The organism is Paenibacillus glycanilyticus (assembly GCF_023715145.1).
Classification (GTDB): domain Bacteria; phylum Bacillota; class Bacilli; order Paenibacillales; family Paenibacillaceae; genus Pristimantibacillus; species Pristimantibacillus glycanilyticus_A.
Window position 1 is genome coordinate 226,479 of the sequence record NZ_JAMBNP010000009.1, and the last position, 22,097, is coordinate 248,575.

The window sequence follows — 22,097 nt, forward strand, 5'->3', positions numbered from 1 at the left end:
CAGCGGTGCAGGAAATAATCCTGTACCGCTGTTTCTTTATTTATTCGACAGGACAACGCCCTCCTCTGTCTTGCTAAGTCGTCGCAAAGGATTTGTTATGTTGTGTTGGCATTTTAATTCGATGAAAAAAACAAAAACACGACATCATTATGTGAAATTAAAGTAACATTTGTCGAAATATGCGGGTCTATTTCGATAAGAACAAAAACTTATATGTCATATTACCTAACATAATCCCATTTACTTCAAACGGACAGCTGTCTATAATGTAACTAATACACTTGGGAGAGGTGATAGCATGCAGCTGACTGAACGCGAGAAGGAGAAGCTCCTTATTACGATTGCAGCAGATTTGGCGAGAAGACGGCTGAACCGCGGACTAAAGCTGAACTATCCGGAAAGCGTGGCGCTCATTACCTCCGAGATCATGGAAGGCGCCCGAGACGGAAAGACCGTTGCGGAATTAATGGAATACGGAACAAAGGTGTTGAAACGCGATGACGTGATGGGCGGAATTGCGGAAATGATCCGCGAGGTTCAGGTGGAAGCTACCTTTCCGGACGGAACAAAGCTGATTACGATCCATCACCCGATCTCCAGTTAGGCCTCGGGCTAAGGAGGGAAGCTTGTATGATTCCAGGGGAATACAGAATTACGCCAGGCTCCATTGTGCTGAACGCCGGGCGGCGCACGTTAAAGACCATCGTCGTAAATACAGGTGACCGGCCCATTCAGGTAGGCTCTCATTTTCATTTTTTCGAAGTAAATCGTGCCTTATCGTTTGACCGCGAAGCGGCATTTGGCATGCGCCTTCATATACCGGCGGGTACGGCGATCCGGTTCGAGCCGGGGGAAGAAAAGCCGGTTACGCTGGTTGAGCTTGGCGGTGCCAAGCTGTCCTACGGGTTAAACGGACTTTCGCAAGGGAAGGCGGAAGCGGGCCTTATGTCCGAGGAAGTCCGGGCACGCCTCATTTCATGGAAAGGGGAAGACGGATGAGTGTCATCGACAGAGAAAAATATGCCGCGATGTTTGGGCCAACAACGGGCGATGCGGTAAGGCTGGCGGATACCGGGCTTTGGGCAGAGATTGAGGTGGACTATACCGTATATGGCGACGAATGCAAGTTTGGCGGCGGTAAAGTCATTCGCGACGGCATGGGGCAGTCGAGCGGCGCTCTGCGCGATGAAGGGGTGCTTGATACTCTCATTACGAATGCGGTCATTATAGATCATTGGGGAATTGTGAAGGCGGATATCGGCATCAAGGACGGTTCTATTGTTGGCATCGGCAAAGCGGGAAATCCGGATATTATGGATGGAGTGACGCCCGGCATGATAGCTGGCGCTAGTACCGAGTTGATTGCCGGCGAAGGGAAAATCGTTACGGCAGGCGGCATTGATGCCCATATCCATTTCATATGTCCGCAGCAGATCGAGACAGCACTGTCCTCCGGGGTCACTACGATGATTGGCGGAGGCACCGGACCCGCAACGGGAACCAATGCGACTACGGTTACGCCCGGTGCCTGGCATATGCGCAGGATGCTGGAGGCGGCGGAGCATTTTCCGATGAACCTTGGCTTTACGGGGAAAGGGAATGCATCTTTCACGGCGCCGCTCATTGAGCAGATTGAAGCGGGAGCGATCGGACTGAAGCTTCATGAAGACTGGGGGACAACGCCTGCGGCGATTGATGCATGCTTAAAGGCTGCGGATCAATACGATATTCAGGTTGCCATTCATACGGATACGCTTAATGAAGCGGGTTTTGTTGAGGATACGCTGAGCGCAATTGGCGGACGCACCATACATACTTATCACACGGAAGGTGCCGGCGGCGGTCATGCACCCGATATTATCGTCGCGGCAGGGGAGATGAACGTCCTGCCTTCCTCCACGAATCCGACAAGGCCTTTTACGATTAATACGATTGAGGAGCATCTGGATATGCTGATGGTCTGCCATCACCTGGACAGCCGAATTCCGGAGGATGTGGCGTTTGCGGATTCTCGGATTCGTCCGGAGACGATTGCCGCGGAGGATATTTTGCATGATATGGGCGTCTTCAGCATGATCAGCTCGGATTCCCAAGCGATGGGGAGAGTTGGCGAAGTCATCATTCGAACGTGGCAGACTGCGGATAAAATGAAGCAGCAGCGCGGGCCGTTATCGCCAGACACGGTGAGCGACAACTTCCGTATCAAGCGTTATGTGGCGAAATACACGATTAATCCTGCAATCACGCATGGCATTTCCCATTTGGTCGGGTCCGTTGAGGTGGGGAAGTTCGCCGATCTGGTTCTTTGGCAGCCGATGTTTTTTGGCGTCAAGCCTGATTTGGTGCTGAAGGGCGGCAGTATTGCCTATGCTCAGATGGGGGATCCCAATGCTTCCATTCCAACTCCTCAGCCTGTGTTTGGGCGGCCGATGTTTGCTTCATTCGGCAAGGCGGTGCTCAGCAGCTCGATTACGTTTGTCTCGCAAGCCGCATTTGACCTTGGTATCGACCAACAGCTTGGCCTGCAGAAGCGGGTTGAGCCGGTAAAGGGCTGCCGGTCCGTCACGAAGAAGGACATGATCCATAATGATGCAACCCCGCTTATCGAGGTTGATCCGGAGACCTACCGGGTAACGGTCGACGGGGAGCATGTCACCTGCGAGCCTGCGCAGTCGCTGCCGATGGCTCAGCGCTACTTTTTATTTTGAGGAAGGGGCGGTTAACGGATGGGTCAACCTGCGGCTTGGCTGGCGATACAGCAATTATTGGACTCTGCCCTGCCGATAGGAGGGTTTTCTCATTCGTTTGGCCTCGAGACGATGGTGCAGGAGGGGCGGATTGTTCATAGCGGCCAGCTGTACGATTATGCGTCGGTTATGATGATGCAAAGCTGGGCGACCTCGGATGCGATGATTATTCGGGCCGTGTACCGGGATGCTCCGCTGGAGGAATGGAACCGTTTATTTGCCATTGAGCGGCTCGTGCATGCACAGCGAATAGCGGCAGAAACAAGAATTGGCATAGAAAAGATGGGGCGCCGCCTTCTGCAGCTTGCGGCGGCCGTATTCCCCCAGTACGATTGGTCTCCATTACATGAAGCCTCACGGCGCGGGGAGTGTCAGGTTACGCATCCGCTGGTTCATGGCTTTATTTGCTGGGAACTTGGCATTGATGAGGAGCAGGCTATCCAGGGATATTTATATACCTGTATTATTACTTGCGTGAACAGCGCTCTCAGGCTGATGTCGATCGGGCAGACGGAGGGACAGTCGCTTATCGCGAGACTCTCGATGTTGACGCCCGAAGCAGCTGCTGAAGCGCAAACGATGGAGCCGGAAGAAGCTTACTCCAATATGCCGATAGCAGAGCTTGCGATGATCCGGCATGAAGGGCTGTATTCTCGTTTATTTATGTCATAACCATCAGAAGAAAGCGGGGAAAGAATATGTGCCAAGGACAAGGTCATACGCATAAGGAATGGGAGAAGCCGGAGTTTGACGCATCGCGTCCAATCCGGATCGGAATCGGAGGACCGGTGGGTTCGGGCAAAACGGCTTTAGTTGAGCGGTTGTCGCGGGAGCTGCACGAGAAATACAGCGTTGCGGTCATTACAAATGACATTTATACGAAGGAAGACGCGCGGATTCTCGTCAATACGGGAGTGCTTCCCGAGGAGCGCATTCTGGGAGTAGAGACCGGCGGCTGTCCGCATACGGCCATCCGGGAGGATGCGTCCATGAATTTCGAAGCGATTGAAGAGCTGCAGCGGCGGTTCGAGAAGCTGGACCTGATCTTTATCGAGAGCGGCGGCGACAATCTTGCAGCTGCTTTTAGTCCGGAGCTGGTGGATCTCTTCATCTATATAATTGACGTTGCCCAAGGAGAGAAAATTCCCCGCAAAGGTGGTCCCGGCATTATGCGTTCCGATCTGCTAGTCATTAATAAGATTGACCTTGCTCCTTATGTCGGGGCAAGTCTGGAAGTCATGGATGCGGATTCGAAGCGGATGCGCGGCGACCGTCCGTTTGTGTTCTCCAATATGTTTGGCGGCGATGGCGTTGCCGAGATTGTCGGCTGGCTGGAGCATGAGCTTGCGCATGCGCGGGGCGAAGCGCATTCGCATATCGTGCAGCTTGGCTCGATGCCGCATAAGCATTAAGAATGGCGGGATTGCAGGAAGAGCGCGCGGTACGGACGTCTGTACTGCGCGCTTCCTTTCATTTTGCGGAAGACGCAACGCGGATCGCGGATAAATATCATACTTCGCCCATTAAGATTGCCAAGAGTTTTCCGCTTAAAGAACAGCTCGGCGTTATCGTGATGGACGCGTCTCCCGGTCTTCTGGCCGGTGACCGTTACGAGCTGGAATGGCAGGCGCATCGCTACGCACAAACCTATATCACTACCCAGTCTTATATGAAGGTTCATCCCAGTCCGTTAGAAGGCAGGCCGATCGGTTCATCGATTAGCCAGACCTTTCGTCTTGGCGATCAAGCAGTTATCGAGCATATGCCGGAGCCGGTCATGCTGTATAAAGAAGCCAGGCTGCATAGCGAAACAAATGTGTATCTTGGACAAGGCTCCGTATGGATGCAAGCCGATATCTTATGCCCCGGGCGGACTTTGCGCCAAGAGCAGTTTCTTTACTCGGAGCTCCGTAACAGCATATCGGTCTACTACGGAGGCGATCTGATTTTTGCCCAGCGGCAGCGTATTATACCGGGCAAGCAGAAGCTTAAGGCTCCGGGCTGCTGGGAACAGATGACGCATATGGCGACCTTTTGTTTGTTTACCGACCGCTTAACGGCTTCGCAGATTGAAGCCATGAAGCAGCTGACCCAGGAGCTTCCTTCTTATGGAACGCATCCGGTTATAGTCGGCTTGTCGGAGACACAGCGCTACGGACTAGTTGCGACGGCTGCTTCAACGGCGGCGTGGCCGCTGCAGGAGGCGATGCGATTCCTCTGGCATGGCGCAAGAAGAAGCGTTCTAGGCAAAGAACCGCTTGATTTGCTTTATTCTTAAGCCTGGACTTGGCTGTACGTTCAAAACACGGTATATTAATAGATATGAATGTATTAGCGAGGGTGGATGGATGGACCTGGACCAAGAGATGCTGCAGAAATTAAGAGAGTTGGATGATGTATTCCGTAAGCTGCGCAGGCTGATTAATGCGGAATATAACCGGTTTAATGTTCATGGCCTGGGAATGACGGAAGGCAAGATGGTTATTATTCTGGCTCAGCATGGGCCGCAGAAGGCATCTGCCATGGCAGAATGGCTTCGTATTACAAGCGGCGCAGTAACGGGGATTTCAGACCGGCTGATCGACCTTGGCTATGTGGAGCGTTCCCGAAGCGAGTACGACCGGCGGATTGTCATGTTAAGCGTGACGGACGAAGGCCGCAAGCTGGTGGATCAAGTGATGGAAATGCGTGAGCGCATCATGTTTAAGTTGTATGACGGCTTTGAGCTTGACGATGTCGAGAAAGCAACGGATATCTTCATCCGGATGGCAGCGAATCTGGATCCGAAGAGTGAAGCGGCTGAAGAATAGCCAATGAAAAAGGTCTGCCCCCAGCATGGGGCAGACCTTTTTCATTGGCTGCTGGATGATTGGATTACGATCCCGTTGAGCGGTAATGGCGGACGCCGATATGCCACATGAACAAGCAGGGCAGGAAGAAGACGATCCCGGCCAGCGGGGACAGCATATAGAGGATGTTACTGCCGCTTGTGCGGCCAAGGACGTAGAGAAGAGGCAAATAATTGACGCAGCCGAGCGGAATAACGAAGGTGAAGAAGTAGGCAACCCATTTCTCATAGATGGACAGCGGATATTTCGCCATTTCCCGGCCGCCGTCGGTGAAGACGTTGGCTACCTCCAGACCTTGGATCGTCCAGAAGCTTAGCGAGGCAGTGGCAATAAAAATGCCGGTGAAGATTAACATGCCGCATACAATCATAAGAGTGAGAGTAAAAAGCTTTGGCGCTGTCAGTGCAAGCGGCAGCTTATTCAGCGACCAGATCAGGACGATCAAGCTTTGCAGCATGCGTCCAAGCCGAGCGAATTCAAACCGGCTGCCGAGCACTTGCAGAATCGTGCTGCGGGGCCGGACGAGCAGCCGGTCGAAATCGCCGCTCGTAACCAGAGTCGAGAACATGTCGAAGCCGCGGGCGAATGTCTCGGCAAGCGCGAAGCTAAGACCGATAATGGCATAGCAAAGCGCCGCTTCGTAGAAGCTCCAGCCCTTTACCTGGCCAAACTGCGCGAACATGAAGTACAGCCCGGCGAACACGGTTAGTGGAGTAAGCGCCTGCCCCAAGGCCAGCATCCAGAAGGATAGTCGGTACTGGGTCTGGGATTTGAACAGGATCCATACATACTTTAAATACAAATGCATTCCGGTTAACCTCCTTGTACAACAACTTGTCGAAGAGCCCGCCGCAGACACCAACGGCCGAGGACGATTAAGATTGCAAGCCATATTAACTGGATGAGGATGCCCCAGAGGGCTTCCGTTTGCGAGATCTGTCCCGAATACACGCGAAACGGAAAATCTGCCGTCCAGCGGAAGGGCAGTGCATAGGTGATGTTCTGCAGCCATTCCGGCATCAGGGGAATCGGGATAATCATGCCGGAGAGAAATTCCCCTATAACCGCGATAATAAGCGTTGACCCAACAGGGGACATGGTCCAGAAGACGGAGATATATATGAACATCGAGATGGCTACATTAACGGCGAGACCAAGCAGCAGCGTCAGGAGGAATAATACAAAGGTAGTTCCCTCGGGCGGCAATGATAAATTGTAAGGAGCCGGCAGAAAAAAAGCGATCAGAAGAATCGGGAAGCAGCGCAGGATTGCGCTCGACAGCCGCTGGGCGAGCAGCTTGGCATACCAGAAGGAGTAGATTCCGCACGGCCTGCACAGCTCGTAGGCGATATTGCCGCTCGTAATGAGCTGGAAGATCTCGTTGTCTCTGAACCAGAGCATGACGAAGGCGAGGAAGATTTGCTGCAGCCATACATAGGTAGCCAGCTGCTCGAGCGACATGGACGGCTCGGCCGTGCTGTTCGCGTAGAAAGCGACGTACACCATGATGAAGATTAAACCGAAGAACAGCTGGGTGGCCATGCCGGCAAGCGCAGCCGCGCGATATTGGAGACCGCTTATGAACCGCAGCTTCAGAACCGAAAGGTAGGGGTTCATATCTGATGCTCCTTATAGAGCTCCAAGATAAGCTCTTCGACTGGCGTTGTCCCGATCCCGATATCAACGAGCTCGATTTGCTCCGACAGCTTTGCGATGATGCTGGCGACGGGAACATCGTCGATATCAACGCTGTACACGGCGCGTTCCGGCGTCCACGAAAGGCAGCTGGTTCCTTCGACATCAACCGGCTCGGCATGCTCGTGGTAGTCGATGGTGACGATGCGCTTCGAACCGAACCGGCTGCGCAGATCGACCAGCGTTCCGTCGTAGAGAAGCGTTCCTTTCCCGATCATCAGTATCCGGTCTGCCAACGCTTCAATATCGTTCATATCGTGAGTAGTCAGAATGACCGTGACGCCTCGTTCCTTGTTAATCGTCTTGATGAACTGGCGTACGGCAATCTTGCTGTTCGCGTCAAGTCCAATCGTTGGCTCATCGAGGAACAGAATCTGCGGGTTGTGCAGGAGGGAAGCTGCAATCTCGCACCGCATGCGCTGGCCTAGACTGAGCTGTCTTACAGGTGTCTGGAGAATGTCGCTAAGCGCAAGCGACTCGGTCAGCAAGGTGAGGTTCTCCCGATAGACAGCGCTTGGAATTTTATAAATATCGCGCAGGAGCCCGAAGGAATCAATAACGGGAACATCCCACCAGAGCTGGGTTCGTTGTCCGAAGACGACGCCGATGTTCCGAACATAAGAGGTACGATCCTGCCAAGGCGTGTAGCCGAGGATTTGGCAGATTCCGCTGTCCGGAACGAGAATGCCGCTCATGACTTTAATCGTGGTTGATTTGCCGGCACCGTTTGGTCCGATATAACCCACAATCTCTCCGGGAGAGATATCGAAAGAGATGTTGTGGAGTGCCTCTACAATCGTATGCTCACGGGCGAATAATGCTTTGACCGCTTGACCGAATCCGGCAGTCCGCCGTGCGACCTTGAATGACTTGTTAATTCCTTGCAGCTCTATCATCGAGATAAGCCTCCTTACGAGTGATTTATAGTGCAGGAAAAAAATATACCGGGAATATCCAAAAAAGTATAGACTTATAATAAAATCCAGGATATAATACTATTATAGAGCTCGAGGGTATCTATGAAATGGCCCAAATAGCTTTGAATCTTTTTTTGGGGAAGATAGTTTTTCTTCTTAAATTATTGATTATGTAGTTTTTAATTAAATCGTACATAACGCCTTGTATATTGCCCTGTGCATATGCGGGCTTTTTTTATTGTCCAAGGAGTCATTCAGCATTGTCTACATTGAAAAGAGATCATTCAGAGGGGGCAGTGGGGAGACGAATGTTAAAAAGGAAGTTTGGCGACCGTTCGGATTGGAAACGAGTTTTGGCCAGGCAATATGCCCAATCTTATATCGGCTCAGATGATTTCAAAGGCTATGTAACACTCTTGCGGATTGTTAAGGTATCAGAGCCTTTGTTTGTCAATTATGAGGGAAAACAGATTTGTATTGTTGATGATGGCTATCAATGGCTGCAGCAGTTCCCTTCAGGGAAAAACCACTCCGTAACAACCATGTTTGATGCAAAGGGTCATATCGTTCAATGGTACATAGATTAGCGAGAATAATGTGCCATGGATGGACGATTTATTCTTGGATCTTATTGTCTTGCCATCCGGCGAACTAATGGAGAAAGATGCCGCGGAAATCGAACAAGCTTATAATAGCGGAGTTATAGGCAGGGAGCTGTACGATTTAGCATGGAAAGAATCAGATAAGCTCGCTGAAATGATCAAGCGCGGCGAGTTTGCTTTGCTCGGGCTCTCCAACCTTCATAAAGAATTGCTCTTTCAAATGCTGGATGTAAAAGATTAAGGTAAACTCAAAAACGCTTAGCTGACTGCCCAGCTAAGCGTTTTTTTTCGCGGATATGATGTAACGGATGGCTTAGTTAAAACCAATATTCCCGCTCAACCTTGCAAATTTTGATTTGATAATTTTGGTACCATACTTGCTTGCCTTTCTGTTGGGCGGCTTGATGCAATTGATTCTGCTTCCAATTGCCGATAGCCTCCAAGCTCTCCCAATAGGAGATCGTAATGCCTGCTCCGAGAGCATCTCTAACGCCTTCCACGCCCAAGAAGCCAGGCTGATCCGCGGCAAGCTGCTCCATCTTCTCAGCCATGAGGCTGTAACCGTTATCCCCGTTCGTTCGCTGACTTGAGAAAATAACGGCATAATACGGTTCTTTCGTTTCATGTGTCATCTTCATCACGCCTCTTTTATGAAATGTAGTTGTATAATTAAGACTATACTATTAATATTTGAATTAATAAAATGAATGTTTGTAATGTTTAGCATGAATAAATCTCATTTATGGCTGGTGACAACAATGAGTTTGGATAAATACCGGATTTTCAGCAAGGTGGTTGAGGTTGGAAGCCTGACAAAAGCGGGAGAGCTGTTAAGTCTGACGCAATCGGCCATCAGTCACGCGATTTCCAGCTTAGAGCTTGAGTTTGGGCTAAGTCTGCTCATAAGAAACAGATCCGGGATCCGGCTCACGAACAACGGAGAGCATTTAATTCCGCATATCCGGGAAATCCTTCGGGTAAATGAACAGCTCAATCAAGAGATTGCCGCAATCAAAGGCATTGAAGCGGGAATGGTGAAGATTGGTACTTTTTCTAGCATATCTATCCAATGGTTACCCCAAATAATGAAAAAGTTTCAGAATCTCCATCCTCAAATCGACTTGAAGCTGCTTGACGGCAACTATTATGAAATAGAGGAATGGATAGCAAGCGGAGCAGCTGATTTTGGATTTGTTAATTTGCCTTCGGTTGAGGGATTCGGAGTCATTCCGCTTCATCAAGATAGAATGATGTGCGTGCTGAGTTCCGAGCATCCCCTCTGTCATCAGCAGGCGATCCGTTTAGAGCAGGTCAAGGCTGAACCGTTTATTATGCCGGTTGCGGGCTGCGATACGGACATAAACCGCATATTCACGGCAAACAAACTCAAACCCAACATCAAGTTTGAACTAGAGGATGACCATGCTATCATCGCCATGGTTCAGAGCAATTTAGGAATAAGCATTCTTCCGGAAATGATTTTATCCCAACTGCCCGGTAATGTGATAACCCGTCCGTTGGAGGGAGAGTATTATCGCTCCATAGGGATTGCTGCCGCTTCTTTTAAAACCGTCTCTCCGGCGGCTAAAAAACTAATGGCCTTTATAGAAGAATGGTTCGCGCAGTCGGTTGGGAGAATACCGCAATAGACAAAAGAAAGCCGTGCAGGTATTAAATCCGCACGGCTTCTTGCTTTTATAGAGGTTCACCGTTCAAGTAGTTGAAGAATGGTTTGTCTACCCAGATCGGATAGGACTGAATGTTAAGACCGGTACCCAGCTTCTTGAACCCTTCTACGATTGCTGCTGATGGCTCGTTTAACGAGAAGGACTGAGCGTAGTAGTGGCCGGCGCCTGTAATTTTGTTATTCGTAATTTGGATATAGTCATCCAGTTTGGTTGCGGAATAGTAAAGCGGCTGCCACCAGGAGCTGGCGATAAGACCGGTCTGATTCTCGCTGTTTTTCTTCGCATATTGCAGGATAACCGGTTGGAAGCGGGCTTTGTCTGCCGCATTGGCAAACTCGAATTTCAAATCATATTCTTTGGAATACGCAATATAGTTGCCGTTCTCGATTTGCACGACTTTATAATTGTCCGATTGGACAGGCTCTCCCCATTCCTTCAAATAGATGAAGGCTGAAGTTTTAGGCTCGAATTGCACTTTAGCGCGAATCCCTTCGCTGCGGAGCAGACCAATCAGTTGAACCGCATGCTTCAGATTGTCATGCCCGTAGGTCAGGGATAACGATTCGACGAAGTTGGCGTCATAACGGTTGTCCTTCAGGTTATAGCCGGTAACGAGATTTTGCTTCAGGGCAGCATCAACAACCGTTTGCAGCTCAGGGGACTGAATGATGTCTGACGTGTTGTAGGCATCTGCCAGTTTGCCGTAAATATCAGCATCGGAAGTATATCCGATATAATGCTTGTATTCTCCTTTAATGGAAAGGATCTGCACAAGAAGGGCTTCTGCGAGGTCCGAGGACGAAGCTTTGCCTTTTACCTCTTTATAGAACGAAGACGGGAGCAGTCCGGTATGTACAGCTGTTGCAAGCTCTTGTGCGGCAGACAAGCTTAAGCCTGCTGGCGAGTAGCCGATTTGCTTAAGCGCGGCGGTTGTTTTGCTTTGCGGATAAGAATGGGCAAGCTCGGCAAGTCCTGCGGCTTTGACGGCGATATAGAGCGCGCTGGTCGCCTGGAGAGGCTGGTTCGCATCTATTTTTAATGAAGTAATTATTCCTTGCTCATATAAAGCTGCCGCGGATGTATAATAAGGACTGTCGGCATTAAGGTCGGTGAAAGCCGGCTTGGACTCTGGGGAGCCAAGCTTAAGGATTTTGGCTACCTGCTGAAGGAATTGTCCTTTCGTAACCGAGCCTGATTGGAAGGTGATGCCGTATTTCTCTTGCAGGAACAACTCGTATTCTGCTGAAGCGGATGACGCGGATTGCAAGGCCACGGATGGTGGAACAGCAGCGGCTTCGGCTGCCGAGAGCGGCAGGGCTGCAGAGAACAGCAGAGATAAAGCTAATGATCCGGATAAAAGCCATTTGGTGCGAAATTTCATCATTCAAAACCTCCATAAGCATAAAATGTATTATTAATACCATTAATCCACTCGGAATTGCATGGAAATATTATCATTGTTACAATATGGTGTCAATAGTTTTACGCCATAAGTCTTGTCCGATATCTTATAGTAGAATAGAAGAACAATAAGCGTATGCTTACGAGGCAAGAATCATATGAACAGTCTAAGCATAGCTGTTTGCGTGATCATTCTTATTAGGAGGCTTGGAACAACATGAATACGAGTAAGAAAGCCGAACGTTTGAAGAAGGCTCCTGCGCTTAAGGCGAATGTCGCGCCTGAGCTGGCTCACCGCGTGCCGCCAGGCCAAACCACAACGGACCGATTCCCGATCCTGCATGAGGGAGAAGTGCCGGAGTACGATATGTCGCAATGGACCTTGCGTGTATTTGGCGAGGTGGAAGAGGAACAAACCTTTACATACGAGCAGATCATGGCTCTTCCTCAGATTAAACAGATGAATGATATTCATTGCGTTACCCGCTGGTCGAAGCTGGATACCGAATGGGAAGGCGTGCGGTTCACGGATTTGCTGAAGCTGATTCAAGTAAAGCCGGAAGCCAAATATGTCATGATTCATGCGGATCAGGACTATGAGACGAATTTGCCGCTCGATGATTTGCTGCATGAGAATATTTTGCTCGCGCATAGCTTTGACGGAGAGCCGCTAACGGGCAAACACGGCTGGCCTTTGCGTCTTCTTGTTCCTCATCTTTACTTCTGGAAGAGCGCGAAATGGATCCGCGGCATTGAATTTATGAAGGAAGACCGTCCGGGCTTCTGGGAAAGAAACGGCTTCCATAACTATGCCGACCCGTTCCGCGAGCAGCGTTTCTCCGGCGAGGATCTTGGCTTGCCGGAAGATGAATGGTACCACAAGGATTTCGATTAATTGGTATATAGCCTGATAACTAGAGATATGGTATAGTACGTAGGTACATTCGAATAAATGCTGGAGCAGAAGCTTCAGGAGAGGTTCGCGAACTCCCTCTATAAAAAACTAAGAACTGGAATCTATTCTTGATTCCATTTTTTTCGTTTTGAGACAGAAGTACAGGGTATGGTTCGAAGGGTCTCTCCCTCATATAAGGGAGGAGAAGGAAGATGAAAAAAGGAAAAGCAGTAGTCGTATTCAGCGGCGGACAAGATAGTACGACCTGTCTGTATTGGGCGCTTGATCGCTACGAAGAGGTGGAAGCGGTCACCTTCAACTACGGGCAGCGTCATGCGCTCGAGCTGGAATGTGCCGCGCAGATCGCAGCCGAGCTTGGAGTGCGGCATCATGTGCTTGATATGTCGCTGTTAAACCAGCTGGCACCTAACGCGCTGACCCGATCGGATATCGAGATCGAGCAGCAGGAAGGCGGCCTTCCAACTACATTTGTAGACGGCCGTAACTTATTGTTCCTGTCCTTTGCGGCGGTACTCGCCAAGCAGATTGGGGCAAGAGCTATTGTAACCGGCGTTTGCGAAACGGATTTCAGCGGTTATCCGGATTGCCGGGATATTTTCATCAAATCGCTTAATGTAACGCTTAACCTGTCGATGGATTATCCGTTTGTTATCGAGACGCCTCTGATGTGGCTGGATAAAGCCGAAACATGGGAGCTGGCTGACCAGCTTGGCGCCTTTGAATATGTGCGGACCAAGACATTAACCTGCTATAACGGTGTGATTGCGGACGGCTGCGGAGAATGCCCGGCTTGCAAGCTGCGGAGCCAGGGGCTGAACCGTTACTTGGCCTCCAAAGAGGAGGGCAAATCGGTATGATTCAGCAAATTTATCCAAGCGTCCAGCATTCCTTTCAATATGAATTAAACAAAGACATGCAGTTTGCCGCCGCGCATTCCGTTCCTTCCGAGGAAGCGGGACATTGCGCGCGCGTGCATGGCCATACGTACTTTGCCAACGTGACGATTGCCGGCGATGAGCTGGATTCTTCCGGATTTCTGGTGAACTTTGCAGCGGTGAAGAAGCTGATTCATAACCGCTTTGACCATACGTATTTGAATGACCATCAAGACGTGTTCGACAACAACGACCCGAATCGTTTTCCAACAACGGAGGTTGTCGCGCGTACGATCTACGAGATTGTTCAAGCCTTTCTGGATGAGACGCTGAACAAGGCGACCTGCGTACAGGTATTCTTAAGGGAAACGCCAACCAGCTACTGTATCTACCGTCCGAAGAAGGTTATCGGTCATGGCTGAGAAACGAATACCGGTCATGGAGATATTCGGGCCAACCGTGCAGGGCGAAGGAATGGTTATCGGGCAAAAAACGATGTTTGTTCGTACCGCGGGCTGTGATTACTCCTGCTCATGGTGCGATTCCGCATTTACATGGGACGGCACGGGGAAAGAGGATACCCGCATGCTGTCTGCCGATGAGATTGTAGCAGAGCTTCGTGAGCTGGGAGGAAACACCTTCTCGCATGTCACGTTGTCAGGAGGCAATCCGGCCTTGCTCAAGAATGCGGACGAGCTTGTTGATACGCTGCACCGCGAAGGGATTCGCGTTGCGGTTGAGACGCAGGGCAGCCGCTGGCAGGATTGGCTGATCGATATCGATGAGCTGACACTGTCGCCGAAGCCGCCAAGCTCCGGCATGACGACGAATTGGGAAGTGCTTGACGAGATCGTGACGAAGCTGTCCGACGGGCCAAATCCGTTCAGCTTAAAGGTTGTCGTGTTTGACGAGCAGGATCTGGCTTTTGCTGCCGAGGTGCATAACCGTTATGCCGAGGTGCCTTTTTTTGTTCAGACCGGTAATGACGATCTGATTGAGGGAGATAACGGGAAGCTAGCGGCAAAGCTGATTGAACGTTATGAATGGCTTATTGATCTAGTAATGAAACGCGAAGATATGACAAACGTGAGAGTGCTGCCGCAGCTTCATGCTCTGGTCTGGGGCAACAAGCGCGGCGTGTAAGGCGAAAGGAGATAAGGTTCAATGTCTGGAAGAATAGATGAAGAATTGCAAGGAATCAGCCTGCTTGGCAATCAAGGTACGCGTTACCCGATGGAGTATTCGCCTGCCGTGCTGGAGGCGTTTGATAACAAACACCCTTACCGGGATTATTTCGTCAAGTTCAACTGTCCGGAGTTTACAAGCCTGTGTCCGATGACGGGCCAGCCGGATTTCGCAACGATCTATATTTCGTATATTCCCGATATTAAAATGGTGGAGAGCAAGTCGCTCAAGCTGTACCTGTTCAGCTTCCGCAACCATGGCGATTTCCATGAGGACTGCATGAACATTATTATGAATGACCTGATCGAGCTGATGCAGCCTCGCTATATCGAAGTATGGGGCAAATTCACGCCTCGCGGCGGCATCTCGATTGATCCGTATTGCAACTACGGCAAGCCGGGTACCAAATTCGAGCAAATGGCTGAACAAAGGCTGTTTAATCACGATATGTACCCGGAAAAGGTAGATAATCGATAATACTGAAGTTAAAAAAGAACCACGGATTAATTTCCGTGGTTCTTTTTATTTGAGAAGAACCCGGTGATTGGTTCTTCTATTATGCCTCTCTACATTAACCGAGTGACGGAGCATTTGATTGATTCTGGAGAAGCGAAGCGTTCGCCTTTGCCCCCGAATTTCAACCGCTAAAGCGGATTGGAATGAAGAAATTCGGAGGCAACAGCGATCGGAAGAACATTCAAAGCGCAGTCGCCTAGGTTAATCTCTCTCATTCAAAGCGCAGTCGCCCCCGGTTAATCCTCTTACTCCTCTTCATCGTCCAAGAGCACGACATCCAGGATCGTCGTTTGACCATCGGTAATAGTCGGCATTCGAATAGCCGTTTGCTTGCCGGGGAAGGAGAATTCCGCGGTTGGCACACCTGCCGCAATATTTGTGAATGCATATTGACCGCTACTGTTGCTGATGATTTGACGGATCAGTTCACGGTTCGTTGTCACAATCTCGGCGAGAGCCATATCCAGCGGGTTGCCGGAAGTGTCTCGAATCGTTCCCCGCAGCGTTCCGAATGCCGCGCTTAGCGTCAGATCCGCCCTAGATGCAAATGCCGCATTTGTTGCAATTGAACGGGCTGCAGAGCCGTACGATGGCGCTGATCCCGTAACGGTATACGTGCCCGGTGCAACCGGATCTGTGGTATAAGCGCCGTTAAGATCCGTAACAGCGGTCAGCAGGGAAACTTTTGTGGAAGCATCCAATACATGAACGACAGATCCTGGAATCGGCGCTGCATTAAAGCTGCTGGTGACGGTTCCCGTAATCGGGAACGATTGGGCAGCCGCGGTAACTGTTACATTGGCGTTTTGCGTTTGGCCTAGGCTTTCTGGTATGACGGTTGTATTGGTGCCTGCTGCAGCTTTGCTTACAACGATTGTCTGCTCACCGGCCGGAATACTCGGTACGAGATATTCACCATTCCCATCCGTAATTCCGTTACCTCCAACAACGCCGTTGGAATCAACGATCGTAACTGATGTATTTGGCAGAGGCTGCCTTCCTGGCCCGCTCGTTACGGTTCCGCCTACGCCTGTTTTGATCTGAATGAGCGCAAAGGTTACGATCGTTGTTTCCCCGCGATTGACGAGAGTCGAAGATTGCTGGGTAATAAATCCTTGCAGGGATGCCGTCAAAGCATAGTTGGTAGCCGCCACCTCACCAAGGTCAAATAGCCCGTTATTATCGGTTAATAAGGTGGATAGGGCAGGCCCGAAATTGTTGTACTGCAGTAATTGGATGGTAACGCCAGAGAGTGGCGCTCCTGTCGCTTTGTTTGAGACAGAGCCGATTAACCGTCCGGGCAATGGCTGCAGGGCAAAGCTGAAGCGGGTTGTTTCTCCAGCCACGATTGCAAATCCGCCAAACTCCGAAGCATAGCCGCCAACGGTTACAATAGCCTTATAGCTGCCCGGCGCGAGTGACGGGAAAGTATATTGACCGCCATTATCGCTCAACACCGTTCCGATTGTTGCTCCGGAAGAGGCATCCATTATCCGGATTTCCGCCCCCGCGATATTTGCTCCGTTTGTAAGATCGCTGACAAAGCCTACCACTTGACCGGGCAGCGGAGTAAGGAACAGTCCTGCGACCGAGTTCTGGCCGCTGCGTGTCACTACAGCCGCTATTCCAGTACCGAAGCCGGATGCTATAGCAGAGATGGCAAAGTTGCCTGCCGGTATACCGGTAATGACAAAGCTTCCGGTTTCATCCGTATAAGCTGTGTCCACGGGAAGACCTTCTACATCCGTAATGATAATTAAGCTGCCGCTAACAGGCGCTGAGGTTAGGCTGTTTTTTACCGTTCCAAGAATAGTAGCGGTTTGCGGAGACAATTGCAGCTGCACATTGGTTGTGCTGCCGGCCCGAATGGTGATTCCAACGGTTTCTGTTTCGAAGAAAGGAGCAGAGACGGAGATGATATACTCACCGGAAGGAACGCCGCTGATATGGAAGGAGCCATCCATTTCAACAAAAACAGTCTCGAGCAAAGTACCGTCTTTCGTGTAGAGCTTGATTCTTGTATCGTTCGCGCCAATCGGATTTCCGACCGTGTCGGTTACAATACCGTTAATTGCGCCAAATAATGGATTTAGTGCAAGGTTGGCAATGGAAGATCCGTTGCTTTGGACGGCTGTGCCAACGGTGCCGGTAGCGAAATTATTTGCTTTTGCAATAACGGTATAGGATCCGGGCTGCAAGCCGCTAATCTGGTAGTTGCCAAACGGTGTAGTTGTAGCGGAAGCTACGGATAAACCGGTGGCTTCGTTAAGACGAATCTCGATGCTGGCGCCTGGAATGATCAATCCGGTAACCTGATCCGTTATTTGACCGCTGATCGTTCCTGGGTCAGGCGTGAGCACGAAGTTGACGTCTGTAACCGTTTTTCCCGGATCTACAAATGCGCCTTTGACCGAATTACTGAAGTTAGGAGCGGATGCGATAATCGTTTTTGGACCTGCAGGAATCGCGTCTATTACATAGCTACCGTCTCCTTGAGCAGGTCCGATACCGCGAATGGATTCGTTGCTGTTTAATACCTTCACAACAGCGGTTGCAATGGGAATGCCGGCAGGGTCAACAACCTTGCCCAAAATCTGGCCGGGATTCGGTGAAAGAGTAAGCGTTACATTTGTCGTTTGGCCAGCAAGGATGGTTGCCCCGGCTACCTGAGAGGAGTACCCCATCGCAATGGCGGTTACGTAATAAGAGCCGACTTTCTCCCCTATGAAAGTAAACTTCCCGTCTGGCTGGGTAAATACAGACGAGATGAGAATGTTGTTATTGTTAAACAGTTGAATAAGCGCGCCTCCGATAGCCGGAGTGACTTCGCCAACCAACGTTCCCGGATTCGGCTCTAGTGCAAAATTAACCGGCGTGATCGAATTGGATTGCACAATCGCACCTAATACCTCGCCCTTATAATTCAAGGCATGGACGGCTACTGTGTAGCTGCCTGGCGGCAGACCGTCGAACTGAAAGCCGCTTTTCGTATCAGCAATTAGGGAGGCAATAAGGAAGTTGTTACTATCGGTTACCGTCACCGCAACGCCCAGGATAACACCGCCAGTTGCCGCATCTACGATTTGACCCTCAATACTGCCTGGATCGGGGAGAAGTACAAGGGAAATCGGAGAGGTTGCATCCGCCACCACGCTTACTGTCGCTGAAGCCGTCTGAAAGTTGTTTGCCGTAGCCAAAACGGTATAAAAGCTAGGTGTAAGGCTGCTTACCTGAAAGTGTCCGTTTGTATCAGTGAAAATGGACGCGATGGATACACCGTTGCCAGACTGCATTTTAATAACGACACCTGCTCCCGCAACGGGCGTTCCATTGGTATCAACTACCGTTCCGCTGATGGTCCCTGGATTTGGACTTAATACGAAATTAAGAGTGGACCTGGTATCGGCCGCCACGGCAACGCTTTGGAAGGTCGTTTGGTAAGGAACGGCTGCCGCAGTAACGAGATATTGCAAGGGCAGCAGATTTTCAATAATATAGCTTCCGTCCGTTTGTGTCACAAATCGGGTGAGCAATAAACCTCCTCCCGCAACGTTAACGTTTAGTGAAATGACTGCGCCAACGATCGGGTTGCCGCTAGCGTCGGTTACCACGCCTGTTAAGGAGCCGGGATTCGGGAATAAAATGAAGTTTTCGGTTGTCGTTTCCCCGGGATTAACCGTTACGCTAAAGGATTGACCGCCGTACCCGTCTGCCCGTATCGTTACAAAATAATTCCCGGGAGCCAGGTTGCCGATATCGTAGGTCCCATCCTCCAAAGACGCAACTCTGACCACGATTATATTGTTCAGGAACACCCGGATAATCGAATCGGCAACCGGCGCTCCAGTTGTAGAATCGGTTACGCTGCCTGTAATGGCGCCGGCAAGCTGTTGCAGAGATACATTTAAAGTTGTGGTAGAAGCCGCATTAATCATGGCTCCAATGGTTTGACCGGCATAACCTTCTTCTGCGATAACAATCGAATAGGAGCCAGGTGCAAGCGATGGAATGGTGTAGCTTCCGTCAACTGCCGTCGAGGTTGTCTGCAGGGTAATGCCTTCTGCAGTAAATACCCGGATGCTGGCGCCGGCAAGCGGTAATCCCGTTATCTCGTCGGTTATAATTCCGGTAAGATTCCCGGCAACAGGGGATAAGGCGGCATTTACTACTTTGGTTTGCCCTGCCGAGATGGAAAAGCCGATTACCTGCGCGACAAAGGTATCGGCAGATATGCGAAGCCTGTCATTAGTTGCAGGGGACAACGAGGCAATGATGTAACTGCCTGCAGCATTTGTTAAGGTAGAAGAGAGAATGCTGTTCCGGTTATCAAGTACCTCTACCAGTACTCCTGCTAATGGTGCGCCTGTTTGCGCATTGGTTATCGTACCCGTTACGGTGCCCGGGTTCGGTAATAGGACCGCATTAAGAATACGCGTCTCCGCTATGGCTAAGGTAACCGGGAAATCCCGTGCCTGAAATTGATCCGCTGCCAAGCTGACCCTGTAGTAGCCCGGAGTTAGCCCGTTTACGACGTAAGCTCCAGCTGCGTTAGTAACCGTTTGAGCGGCTAATACCCCAATCGAGTCCGTTACATGAACGATAGCGCCGGAAATAGGACTACCGGAGCCCGACGCTGTAACGGTTCCTTGAATGACGGCAGGAATCGGTGTGAGGGTGACATTGACCGTCTGGATGATGCCAGCTACAACCGTAGTTGTTGCAGTTGTCGATTGATAGCCGTTCAGGCTAAAAGTAAGATTATAGCTTCCTACCGGAAGCTGTGGAAATCCGTATACTCCGCCGCCATTAGAGGTGGTCTGGCCTGCATTTGTTCCACCGATTACAGTTGTGGCTTGAACGGTTATGCCTGAGATTGGCAGGCCGGTTGACTTGTCAATGATCGTCCCGGTAACGCCTCCAATCGCGACGACGGATACCGTTGCTGAGGAAGCGGGCGCACTAACTGCTTCACCTGTAAAGCTGTCGACTCCGGTTATTGTTTTCGTGTCAACGGTTCTGGAACCGGCAGTATTGAATTGGCCCAGTGCCTGATACGTCAAGGTTGTCGTTGCTCCTACAGCCAGGTTTCCAATGTTCCAGGTCAAGTTTTTTGTTGTGCTGTTGAATGCGGTTGTCCCTTGAGATTTTTGAGTTACGGTTAGGGAGATGGTTTTATCAAATAAGAACGGAGCCTGGAGGAAAAGAGTGGACGCTTGGCTTCTGCCCGTATTCGTAACGCTAATCGTTCCTGTAAAAGATGAAGTCTGGCCGGCAATGACGGGGGTAGAGGATGAAGCAACCGATTGGGTGACGGACAGCTCTGCTCTAACATCGCCTCCGGCAATCGTAACCGGATCGCAAAACAAGGTGCTTAGCGTTTGACCGATACCGATAAAATCCTTATTAAAGTTGTTATTATTTGTTGCCGTGAAGAACAGGAATCGAAGGGAAGATTGGTCGGTAATGCCTAGGAGGGTAAATAACGTATTCGCAGGTACAAAGAAATCAAGGAAATAATTAGGTGAGCTGCCAAGCTGGGAACCGTCTTCCGTCGGCTGCGCGCGGGCAATATCAAAGTTGCAAATCGTTTCACTGTAGTTGGGGTTCCCTTTGCCATCGGTTCCTTCAGCTTGGTCTGTCATAATATTTGGCAACTTGACCGTGTTGACGATAAGCTGGACTTCGTTTTCTAATCCGTTAACAACTAATTCCCATTCATAAGTAGCCGGATTGTTATCGGTATCAAATAACACTCCCCATGCAAAGTTGTGGAAATTGGTCTTAAACCTCGGGTCGGCGTTCAGGCGCATACGAAAATAAACGTTAGTTCCGTCATACGCGTAATAAGCGGCCGGGAACTGAGCGTTTCCGACAATATCAGTCTCGTCCGGTGAAACGTCGCTAACAGGATCAACGACGGGAAGATTATTTTGCGTCAAGGGGACGAACTGCGCGTTACTTGGAAAAGGCATGCTAGGGCTGGACCTCCATTAAACCAGATTGAATAACAGATGCTATCTCCATATATATGAAATCCGACTAATTATGAAGCATGTACGCGAGGAGGGGAGCAAACGAAAAAAAAAAACGGCGGTCTTCATTCAGAAGACCGCCGTTTTCGAAGCTGCTTAATGTTTGTTTAATGGTTGTTGCCGGAAGAATTGCCTTTTTTGTCAGAGGACTTGGTTTGCGTGTTTTTATTTGCATGTCCTTGTTGTTTAGCCATCTTGTCACCTCCTTCATAACCCAACGGCGTTATTGTGCGCAGATTTTGATTTTTTAAAAAGATATAATCACATGACTAGCTAGGCGACGGAAGAATTAAAGAGAAAGTTTTTTTGCAAAAAAGCTTGCATTACTATATCGAAATATGATACATTCTTATTCCGGCCGCAAGAGACAAGCGGTTAGGACGGAAAGCTGAACTTCATTGATTGCTAGAACTAATAATCGATGAAAAATAAAGCTTGACACTGAAAATGACAACGTGATATGATACACCGCGTTGTTGAAAAAATTGTTCTTTGAAAACTGAACAACGAGCAAAACTGCCCCGTTAGAAATAACGGAAAAAGCGAAAAAACAAGTTTGAGCAAGTCAAACAACCAAGGGGTTTTCGTCGATCGGTTTCGGTCGAACGATGAAAACACCATTTCATGGAGAGTTTGATCCTGGCTCAGGACGAACGCTGGCGGCGTGCCTAATA

General features: G+C 50.0%; 21 protein-coding genes and 1 riboswitch. Of the genes, 15 read left to right on the forward strand and 6 right to left on the reverse strand.

The genetic code is table 11. The features are described 5' to 3' along the window. The first annotated feature begins 298 nt into the window (after positions 1-298). From M3194_RS22865 to M3194_RS22895, 7 genes are all read left to right on the forward strand, one after another. Entirely contained in the window at positions 299-604 is a 306-nt protein-coding gene (locus tag M3194_RS22865; RefSeq protein WP_251656396.1) for an urease subunit gamma, read from the forward strand. 26 nt (positions 605-630) lie between these two features. Beyond that, on the forward strand, positions 631-999 hold the full coding sequence (locus tag M3194_RS22870) for an urease subunit beta (protein WP_251656397.1): 369 nt from the start codon (positions 631-633) through the stop codon (positions 997-999). Further along, the gene (gene ureC / locus M3194_RS22875; RefSeq protein ID WP_251656398.1) at positions 996-2,708 is read left to right on the forward strand and encodes an urease subunit alpha; all 1,713 of its coding nucleotides are present in this window, start codon (positions 996-998) and stop codon (positions 2,706-2,708) included. Before M3194_RS22870 ends, ureC begins: the two co-directional genes overlap by 4 nt. An 18-nt stretch (positions 2,709-2,726) precedes the next feature. Next, positions 2,727-3,419, forward strand: a complete 693-nt coding sequence (locus M3194_RS22880) for an urease accessory protein UreF (protein WP_251656399.1) — start codon at positions 2,727-2,729, stop codon at positions 3,417-3,419. Positions 3,420-3,445: 26 nt separating this feature from the next. Beyond that, positions 3,446-4,159: an urease accessory protein UreG gene (gene ureG, locus M3194_RS22885; RefSeq protein ID WP_251656400.1), complete on the forward strand. Its 714-nt coding sequence runs from the start codon at positions 3,446-3,448 to the stop codon at positions 4,157-4,159. 2 nt (positions 4,160-4,161) lie between these two features. Next, the gene (locus tag M3194_RS22890) at positions 4,162-5,025 is read left to right on the forward strand and encodes an urease accessory protein UreD (RefSeq protein WP_251656401.1); all 864 of its coding nucleotides are present in this window, start codon (positions 4,162-4,164) and stop codon (positions 5,023-5,025) included. A 70-nt stretch (positions 5,026-5,095) separates the two neighbouring features. Next, positions 5,096-5,557 carry a MarR family winged helix-turn-helix transcriptional regulator gene (locus M3194_RS22895; protein ID WP_251656402.1) on the forward strand — a complete coding sequence of 154 codons (462 nt, stop codon included), beginning with the start codon at positions 5,096-5,098 and terminating at the stop codon, positions 5,555-5,557. Positions 5,558-5,621: 64 nt separating this feature from the next. Here the strand turns inward: M3194_RS22895 and M3194_RS22900 are convergent, their stop codons facing one another. From M3194_RS22900 to M3194_RS22910, 3 genes are read right to left on the reverse strand one after another with little or no spacing between them, the layout of a single operon-like run. Continuing rightward, positions 5,622-6,404: an ABC transporter permease gene (locus M3194_RS22900; protein WP_251656403.1), complete on the reverse strand. Its 783-nt coding sequence runs from the start codon at positions 6,402-6,404 to the stop codon at positions 5,622-5,624. Between the two features lie 5 nt (positions 6,405-6,409). After that, complete coding sequence (locus tag M3194_RS22905) at positions 6,410-7,213, reverse strand: ABC transporter permease (protein ID WP_251656404.1); 804 nt, start codon at positions 7,211-7,213, stop codon at positions 6,410-6,412. After that, complete coding sequence (locus M3194_RS22910; RefSeq protein ID WP_251656405.1) at positions 7,210-8,187, reverse strand: ABC transporter ATP-binding protein; 978 nt, start codon at positions 8,185-8,187, stop codon at positions 7,210-7,212. Before M3194_RS22910 ends, M3194_RS22905 begins: the two co-directional genes overlap by 4 nt. A gap of 281 nt (positions 8,188-8,468) precedes the next feature. Between M3194_RS22910 and M3194_RS31500 the strand changes: the two genes are divergently transcribed. Continuing rightward, positions 8,469-8,795 (forward strand): hypothetical protein, encoded by a 327-nt coding sequence (locus M3194_RS31500; RefSeq protein ID WP_311291745.1) that lies wholly within the window; start codon positions 8,469-8,471, stop codon positions 8,793-8,795. Between the two features lie 19 nt (positions 8,796-8,814). Continuing rightward, entirely contained in the window at positions 8,815-9,051 is a 237-nt protein-coding gene (locus M3194_RS31505) for a hypothetical protein (RefSeq protein ID WP_311291747.1), read from the forward strand. 76 nt (positions 9,052-9,127) lie between these two features. Here the strand turns inward: M3194_RS31505 and M3194_RS22920 are convergent, their stop codons facing one another. After that, a complete protein-coding gene (locus tag M3194_RS22920) occupies positions 9,128-9,442 on the reverse strand; it encodes an antibiotic biosynthesis monooxygenase family protein (RefSeq protein WP_251656406.1) in 315 nt (104 codons plus the stop codon). Between the two features lie 126 nt (positions 9,443-9,568). On the opposite strand from M3194_RS22920, the gene M3194_RS22925 reads away from it, so the two are divergent. Continuing rightward, on the forward strand, positions 9,569-10,459 hold the full coding sequence (locus M3194_RS22925; protein WP_251656423.1) for a LysR family transcriptional regulator: 891 nt from the start codon (positions 9,569-9,571) through the stop codon (positions 10,457-10,459). Between the two features lie 46 nt (positions 10,460-10,505). Here the strand turns inward: M3194_RS22925 and M3194_RS22930 are convergent, their stop codons facing one another. After that, the gene (locus M3194_RS22930; protein WP_251656407.1) at positions 10,506-11,882 is read right to left on the reverse strand and encodes a hypothetical protein; all 1,377 of its coding nucleotides are present in this window, start codon (positions 11,880-11,882) and stop codon (positions 10,506-10,508) included. Between the two features lie 234 nt (positions 11,883-12,116). Between M3194_RS22930 and M3194_RS22935 the strand changes: the two genes are divergently transcribed. The 5 genes from M3194_RS22935 (at position 12,117) to queF (ending at position 15,352) form a co-directional block, all read left to right on the forward strand. Next, positions 12,117-12,794: a sulfite oxidase-like oxidoreductase gene (locus M3194_RS22935; protein WP_251656408.1), complete on the forward strand. Its 678-nt coding sequence runs from the start codon at positions 12,117-12,119 to the stop codon at positions 12,792-12,794. Positions 12,795-12,868: 74 nt separating this feature from the next. After that, positions 12,869-12,912: riboswitch (PreQ1 riboswitch) on the forward strand. 94 nt (positions 12,913-13,006) lie between these two features. Further along, positions 13,007-13,672, forward strand: coding sequence for a 7-cyano-7-deazaguanine synthase QueC (gene queC / locus M3194_RS22940; protein ID WP_251656409.1), 666 nt, complete (start codon positions 13,007-13,009; stop codon positions 13,670-13,672). Next, on the forward strand, positions 13,669-14,112 hold the full coding sequence (queD, locus tag M3194_RS22945; RefSeq protein ID WP_251656410.1) for a 6-carboxytetrahydropterin synthase QueD: 444 nt from the start codon (positions 13,669-13,671) through the stop codon (positions 14,110-14,112). The genes queC and queD overlap by 4 nt, the downstream gene beginning before the upstream one ends. Continuing rightward, entirely contained in the window at positions 14,105-14,833 is a 729-nt protein-coding gene (gene queE, locus M3194_RS22950) for a 7-carboxy-7-deazaguanine synthase QueE (protein WP_251656411.1), read from the forward strand. Before queD ends, queE begins: the two co-directional genes overlap by 8 nt. A gap of 21 nt (positions 14,834-14,854) precedes the next feature. Further along, on the forward strand, positions 14,855-15,352 hold the full coding sequence (gene queF / locus M3194_RS22955) for a preQ(1) synthase (RefSeq protein ID WP_251656412.1): 498 nt from the start codon (positions 14,855-14,857) through the stop codon (positions 15,350-15,352). A gap of 284 nt (positions 15,353-15,636) precedes the next feature. Here the strand turns inward: queF and M3194_RS22960 are convergent, their stop codons facing one another. Continuing rightward, the gene (locus M3194_RS22960) at positions 15,637-21,363 is read right to left on the reverse strand and encodes a carboxypeptidase regulatory-like domain-containing protein (protein WP_251656413.1); all 5,727 of its coding nucleotides are present in this window, start codon (positions 21,361-21,363) and stop codon (positions 15,637-15,639) included. Positions 21,364-22,097: the final 734 nt, after the last annotated feature.